The 6000-nt window shown below is 63.7% G+C and carries 8 protein-coding genes and 1 pseudogene; 5 read left to right on the top strand and 4 right to left on the bottom strand.

Translation table 11 applies throughout. From position 1 onward, the window contains the following. The coding region (locus VKI00_RS10535) for a diguanylate cyclase domain-containing protein (protein ID WP_324437393.1) at positions 1–608 on the bottom strand (608 nt) is incomplete at its 3' end. 802 nt (positions 609–1410) lie between these two features. Between VKI00_RS10535 and VKI00_RS10530 the strand changes: the two genes are divergently transcribed. Next, a complete protein-coding gene (locus VKI00_RS10530) occupies positions 1411–2199 on the top strand; it encodes a DUF4239 domain-containing protein (RefSeq protein ID WP_324437391.1) in 789 nt (262 codons plus the stop codon). A 525-nt stretch (positions 2200–2724) separates the two neighbouring features. Here VKI00_RS10530 and VKI00_RS10525 read toward each other — a convergent pair. Then, positions 2725–2961, bottom strand: a complete 237-nt coding sequence (locus tag VKI00_RS10525) for a hypothetical protein (RefSeq protein WP_324437389.1) — start codon at positions 2959–2961, stop codon at positions 2725–2727. Positions 2962–3256: 295 nt separating this feature from the next. Between VKI00_RS10525 and VKI00_RS10520 the strand changes: the two genes are divergently transcribed. From VKI00_RS10520 to VKI00_RS10510, 3 genes are all read left to right on the top strand, one after another. Then, on the top strand, positions 3257–3559 hold the full coding sequence (locus tag VKI00_RS10520; protein WP_324437387.1) for a hypothetical protein: 303 nt from the start codon (positions 3257–3259) through the stop codon (positions 3557–3559). A gap of 258 nt (positions 3560–3817) precedes the next feature. Continuing rightward, positions 3818–4270, top strand: a complete 453-nt coding sequence (locus tag VKI00_RS10515; protein WP_324437385.1) for a hypothetical protein — start codon at positions 3818–3820, stop codon at positions 4268–4270. A gap of 82 nt (positions 4271–4352) precedes the next feature. Continuing rightward, positions 4353–4790 (top strand): helix-turn-helix transcriptional regulator, encoded by a 438-nt coding sequence (locus VKI00_RS10510; RefSeq protein WP_324437383.1) that lies wholly within the window; start codon positions 4353–4355, stop codon positions 4788–4790. Positions 4791–5028: 238 nt separating this feature from the next. Here the strand turns inward: VKI00_RS10510 and VKI00_RS10505 are convergent. Further along, positions 5029–5355 (bottom strand): annotated as a pseudogene (locus tag VKI00_RS10505) (winged helix-turn-helix domain-containing protein); the annotation flags it as partial. A 69-nt stretch (positions 5356–5424) separates the two neighbouring features. Then, positions 5425–5610 (bottom strand): hypothetical protein, encoded by a 186-nt coding sequence (locus VKI00_RS10500; protein ID WP_324437381.1) that lies wholly within the window; start codon positions 5608–5610, stop codon positions 5425–5427. Positions 5611–5755: 145 nt separating this feature from the next. Here VKI00_RS10500 and VKI00_RS10495 point away from each other — a divergent pair, with 145 nt between their 5' ends. Continuing rightward, the gene (locus tag VKI00_RS10495; protein ID WP_324437379.1) at positions 5756–5917 is read left to right on the top strand and encodes a hypothetical protein; all 162 of its coding nucleotides are present in this window, start codon (positions 5756–5758) and stop codon (positions 5915–5917) included. Positions 5918–6000 lie beyond the last annotated feature (83 nt).

The following is a 6000-nucleotide window of genomic DNA, read 5'->3' as shown; positions in this document are numbered from 1 at the left end:
GCGTCGTGGCCGAGCGAATCGTTGATGGTCTTGAGATTGTCCAGATCGATGAACAGGACTGCCGCCAAGACGTGGTGGCCAACGGATTCGAGTGCTTCGGTGACCCGGGTGACCACGTGGGCGCGGTTGGCCAGCCCGGTCAGCGAGTCGTGTGTGGCCTCGTAGGCGAGCCGTTCGCTGGCGGTGCGTTGTGCGGTGATGTCGGTGAATGAGATGAGCACCGCTGAATACTGGAGATCGTCCGGGTTCAGCAGGCGATAGCTTGCGCACAGCCATACCCGCTGTCCATCAGAGCGATCGGCGCCGAACACGTAATCACTGATTGGGGTTCCGGTCCGCCGGATCTGGGTGAGCGGATGCCGGTCTGCACCGACGAGGTGGCCGTCGGTGTCGTAGATGGGTAAGTCGAGGGCTCTGTTGGCTGGCCGATTTTTCACAACCTCGGGCCTGGTGCCAAATATTCGGTCGGCCGCCGGGTTCGCGGATTCCACGCGGCCGTCGCCGCCGACGACCGCGACCCCGTAGTCGAGTGAGTTCACCAGGGTTTGGAAGTGTTCGGCGCGGCGCAGGGCGGTCTGGTCCCGCTGCTCGACAGCATCTGCCCGCATCTTCCGACTATCGGAGGCCCGATGAGCCTTCATCCATCGAGCCAGGGCCTCGAACCGCTGGCGGGCCATCATCGTTTCGATGTTCAACCGCTACGCACCGGCCAAAATAAAGGGGAGGAGGGGGAGGTACAAAAGACCCATGTCGGCTCTGGCCGCGGGAGCGCTAGCCAGTCCGATCAGCGCGGCCGCGAAAGCAGCGCCGACAGCCGCGCCGAGGGCGAGCGTGATTCGGCGAGGGACCATCATGGGCTCCAATCTCACGTTGTGACCCGGCTCACATGAGAGGACGGCATCGAGCTTAACTCGACATGAGTGAAACACGTGAAAATCCTGAGAAACTTTAGGATCAGGCGTCAGTCGCGCGAACGGCAGCCAGCAATCGACAGCGAGCTGCGATTGCTGGCTGCCGTTCGCCGGGTGTGCCGTGAGCACGGAGGCGAGCCGTCAAGTCGTCAGGTCGACGAACTGGCGACCAACGCAACAAGCTAACCCACTGCGACCAGCGCAGACCGGACACCCGCACACGCGTGCGAACGCGCCGAGCAGGTAGCTTCCAGTCAAGCGGCGGTCTGCGCGGGAACGGTCGGCAGCATGTGGATCGCGTGATGGCTTCGCCAACCCTTGACACGATCGCTCGTCAGCACAGGATCGCCGGTATGAGGAATGCAGACCCCAAAGGGTTGGATGGCCTCTGCAAGAATCGGGGCATGTCGCAGACGTCGCTGCTGCCGCGCGAGATGTTGTATTCGGAGGCGGAGGCCGCCCTCGTGGGTAGCCGGCGCGTTACCTGCGGAGGCGAGTAATGGGCGACTCCGGGATAGCGGGTCTTTGGCTACGTCTGGCCCTGGTCCTCATCGTGGCGATGTCGGGCGGGGTCGGGAGCGTGTTGCTGGCGAGTCGCACCCTCCCCAAACCGGTTGCCGAAGGCCACAATTCGACGCTGTCGCCGTTCCTGACCTGCGTGGCGCTCGTGTACGGCCCTCTCCTCGGATTCACCGTCGTCATCGCCTGGGGGCACTTCTCCTCCGCTGAGGCTAACGTCGCGCACGAGGCATCCACTCTTACAACGATGTACCGGCAGACCGTCGGCATGCCTGTTCCAGAGCAAACACAGATGCGGGAACTGCTCCGGAAATACGCGAAGACGGTCGAAGGCCCCGAAGGGAACAAGCAGGACGTTGGAAGTACTTCCGACACGGCACAAGCCGCGCTCACCGAAATGTACAAGGTCCTCGCGCGTGAGCAATCCAGTGTGGCATCGAACGCGACGAGTCTGGGGTTTCTCGGCCAGCTGACCGTACTGGCGTCCGACAGGAATCAGCGAATGCTGGACGCCCAACCCCGAAGACCAGGGTTGCTGTGGGCCGGTCTCCTCACGGGCGGTGTCGTACTGGTGGCGCTCAGCGGTTTCATGCGCCTGGAGAGCACACGTGGTCACCTAATGCTTTCAAGCGCGATCGCCCTTCTACTCGGCCTGCTGCTGTTCATCGTCTTCTGGCTCGACCATCCCTTCGAGAACCCGCTGGGAATTACTTACGCACCGTTTCAGCAATCCCTGGGGGCTTTCGACGCAATCGACCGCGCCACATGATCAGGTCTCGGTAGCCCCGCCGATCTCCCAGTTTCACGAGGCATCGGCCGGGCCGATCCGCCGAGAGAGGTTGGTGTTGACCGTTGAGCGGCTCGCCGCCGGTGCCGTGAGCGTGGGATCGCGCAACCACTCCCGGTAACCGACACGACGCCACTGCTATCGGCCTCGGCGTACCACCGCTGCCCGTCCGCTCGATCTGAGCCCGCGCGTCGGCCATCAGGCCGTGGCCCTCGGACCCGTCCCCGAAGTCCGCCCGGTAGATGTCGAGGAGCGTGACGGAGCGCCCGTTGGCGTCCACGAACCGCGCTTCCTCGGCGACTTGAGGGACGTCCCAGCCGGGCGACTCCTGGGTGACCGTCGCCATCCCCACGAACTCGAATGGTGGGACCGCCTCGTAGCCGGGGTTGCCGTCCGACAGCGCCCTTCATGAGTGCTCTCTTGGGCCAGTGCTCCTTGCCGGACGCGATGGATACCGCGAGCAGGCCGGCCAAACCTAGGCGATGAACAGCCACGCCTGCGCCCTCGTCATGTCCCGCCTCCCTCGGTCACCAGCCGGTACTCGGTCACCAGCCGGTAGGTGTGGACCCGCCCGGTCGGCGTGTGCGCCAGCACCTTGCGGATCAAACCGCGGCGCTCCAGGCTGGCGAATATGGTCCGCTTCTGGCGAAGGAAGATCCGCCAGTGCGGCGGCCAGACGCCGCCGTGTTGGTGCATCAGCGTCAGCACTTCACGCTGCCGCCTGCCGAGTCCGTTCAATGCCATCTCCTTCTCTCGGCCCTCGGCTCCCGGTCGTGGGCTCACGCTGGGGTCGGTCGCATTCCGGCCCCGTGCTCAGCCCGCGAGTTGCAGCACGTCGGCCTTCGCGATCCCCACCCCGATCACCACAATCGGGCCGACGTTCCGGGCATGTCTGCTCAGCTCCAACAGCTCCACACCAGAACATCCGGCTCCCTTCTTGTTTCTTGTTTCCAAATGCGAATTTCGCATTCAGCCCCAGAGGGTCATCCCCAGGTCATTCCACGGCTCCACCTCCACCGTGCGCAGCCCGCGCGTTCCGATGACGACCACCCGCTCGCCCCGGTCCAGCGGCTCGGCTGACCAGGCCGAGGTACGCCTGCTGGTGACCGGCCACGGCGAGCATTACCTCGCCCAGGACCGCCGCGCCGCGGGTCGCCGTCGTCACCGACCCGACGCAGCCGACCAGCTCGTCACTCACCCCTGGGATGCACCGCGAGGTAGGGCATTTCGCCGGGCAACACCGACCACATCCCGCTGCGGCGATACCGAGTGCGGCGGCAAAGGCGGCTCGGTCACCGACGATCATCTTCTTGATGACGGTTTCCCCTTTGTTGCGTGGTGATCGTTGACGACGGCAGCTCCGAACCGCGCCTGGATGCCCCTCGGCGTCCAGGGCACGGTTCGGCGTGCTCGCAACGGTAGGAAATAAGCAGCAATTATGTCAATTATATTGAAAAAATTTCCGTATGATTCCGCTCACACGGCAACCACGATGGTAGAGCTACGCCGGTTGCCCAAGCGCTACCAGCGGTTTGTCGGACGTGGCCACGCAGGTGGTGGGAGACTTGAGGTCCAGCACCAGCGGAAACGGGAGGTGGCGATGACGACGGTGTACGTGGTCACCGCGGGCAGCGGCGACACCTACCGCATCGAGCGGGTCTACCTCGACCCCGACCAGGCGTACGGGTTCGCGCAGGACTACAACGGGATCGCGCCCAACGAAACCGTTCAGGTGGAGGAATGGGAGACCGGTGCCCCGCCGGGAGACTACGACGGCCCGTACTGGCGGGCGGAGTGGTGGGCGCGCGTGCCAGCCAGCAAGCGCCGAGGTCAGCTACGACACACCCGCGAGGGTGAGCGCTTCGACGACTTCGACATCCGCCAGGAGTGGTGGACCGGCGAAGCCCTACCCGAGGCCAAGCTAGTGCGCCGGGAACTGGCGGGCGTGCCGAAGGTGGAGGTGGTGGGCCTGTCGCGGGAGAAGGTGGAGGAACTGTTCTGGGACACAATCACCCAGGTCAGGGCCGACCTAGCGGGAGTACCGCGGAAATAGTTTCCACTCAGTTGTGTAACGGATAGAAAAATTTGCGTGTGGTGGTTCGACATTGCCGCCCGTGTTGCGGCATGATCGCTTCATGGACCGCCATTCCCTGGAACGGCTCGGCCATCACATCGTGAGCAGGCGAGTCGCGCTGGGCTACCGCAACCGCACCGACTTTGCCGACAGCCTGCAGTTCACCGTGCGCACCCTCTCGGACATCGAAAACGGCGTGCGCAAGGCCAGCCCCGGCACCTACGCCATGCTGGAAAACAAGCTCGGCTGGGCACCCGGAAGCATCGACACCATCCTGGCCGGCGGAGAACCCAAAGAGCTCGTGGTCAAGCTGCGCCCCAACACCCCCGCCCCTCGAACCCACGCCTACACCTCCGACGCACTCTCCCGCGCCTCCACCGAGGAATTGCTGCTAGAGCTGCGACGCCGCATCGTCCACCCCCGCGACAGACGTCGCGAGACCTGGAACGACTGGGGCGATGGCCTTGACGCGCAAGGCTATTGGCCCGACGAGGGCTAGCAAAGCGTGGAGTTCAGTGGTCCCCACTCAATGTATTGACTGCACTAACGTCTGGTGAGTGTGGCTGAATATCCTCTAGTTGGGGCTCGTCCAGGGCGGCCAAGACCTGGTTAATTGGCTCGCGGACTTCCGCTATGAATTGGCCCGTACTGTCCTGAGCGACTGCGTCGGCGAGTTTCCAGGACCGCGTGACTTGAATGCTTGGACGGATGTCGAAGTGGTCCATCGGTAGCTTGTCGGCCCATTCCACTCGCAGGGTTGGGATTTGATCCTCAGCCACCGTTTCGCCGAGTTCTGTAACTGACCACACGCCACGTTGACTGTTCGTCAGCAGCCCCATGCCCTTGAGATATGTCCGCGCCCAAGCTAACCGGTACTGGACCTCAGTCATCGGCCCATCGCCGTGGAGCACACTCTGGACTTCGGGTGAGCGGTTCTCCCGGTCGATGACGGCTGTATCGAGTTCGGCGATAGAGGCGGAACCTCCGAGAGCGATGACGGCTTGAAGAGCAGGCCAGAGGAAGAAGTGATACGGAGGTATCTCCACGGTCATGGATATAAGCATGCCAAGTGGTTGGGAACAGAAGATCAGGAGGTGACGGTAACGGCGGGGGCCTTTCCGTAACGCCTTCTGTTAACCGACGCTGGCTTGAACGACGAGGGTTTCCTCGATGTTGAAGTTGATCCGGTCCTCGCGGTAATCCCGCGTCACAGGGAAGTAGTTGCCGTCGCGGCTGATAATTCGCACTACGTCGAACCCGTTGTTGTATGCCTGCACGGTGGCCTCATCTTCGGGCAGGCCCACATAATCGTCACTCATCATCTCCCCTTCTATGGGCGGCTTCCCCACCTCGCAGCCTATCTTGTTGCCCATGCCGACCCAGTTCTCCTTCTGGCCTTTCCCAGACGTAGGCCCACGGCCCGATGGGCAGCTTCGCTGCAACCCTCCTTGTAAATTTCCAGGCATGACCGAGACGCCGAAGCGCCGCACTGATCGACTGACACCGGAGCAGCGCGCCCAGGTCCGCGCCGCCGTCGCCACCTGGCCACCGCTGACGCCAGAGCAGAAGGCCAAGCTGGCGATCCTTTTCGATCGCGAGCCGCCGCCGGAGCCGCCGACAGCCTGAGACCTGGCGGGAGCCGGATTAGCATCAGCTACCTGGGGCGAAGCGCCCCACTGACACCCCACGTTGCGCCACACGTTGCGCTG

The sequence above is a fragment of the Mycobacterium sp. genome (genome assembly GCF_035314665.1).
Lineage (GTDB): Bacteria > Actinomycetota > Actinomycetes > Mycobacteriales > Mycobacteriaceae > Mycobacterium.
The sequence above is the reverse complement of the archived record's forward strand: the minus strand, read 5'-3'. Positions and strand labels throughout refer to the sequence as shown.

Excerpts from the sequence above, each read along its gene's own strand:
- VKI00_RS10510 (WP_324437383.1), top strand. The coding sequence starts at position 4,353 with ATGGACCGCCATTCCCTGGAACGGCTCGGCCATCACATCGTGAGCAGG.
- VKI00_RS10525 (WP_324437389.1), bottom strand. The coding sequence starts at position 2,961 with ATGGCATTGAACGGACTCGGCAGGCGGCAGCGTGAAGTGCTGACGCTG.
- VKI00_RS10530 (WP_324437391.1), top strand. The coding sequence starts at position 1,411 with ATGGGCGACTCCGGGATAGCGGGTCTTTGGCTACGTCTGGCCCTGGTC.
- VKI00_RS10520 (WP_324437387.1), top strand. The coding sequence starts at position 3,257 with ATGACGACCACCCGCTCGCCCCGGTCCAGCGGCTCGGCTGACCAGGCC.
- VKI00_RS10500 (WP_324437381.1), bottom strand. The coding sequence starts at position 5,610 with ATGAGTGACGATTATGTGGGCCTGCCCGAAGATGAGGCCACCGTGCAG.
- VKI00_RS10495 (WP_324437379.1), top strand. The coding sequence starts at position 5,756 with ATGACCGAGACGCCGAAGCGCCGCACTGATCGACTGACACCGGAGCAG.
- VKI00_RS10515 (WP_324437385.1), top strand. The coding sequence starts at position 3,818 with ATGACGACGGTGTACGTGGTCACCGCGGGCAGCGGCGACACCTACCGC.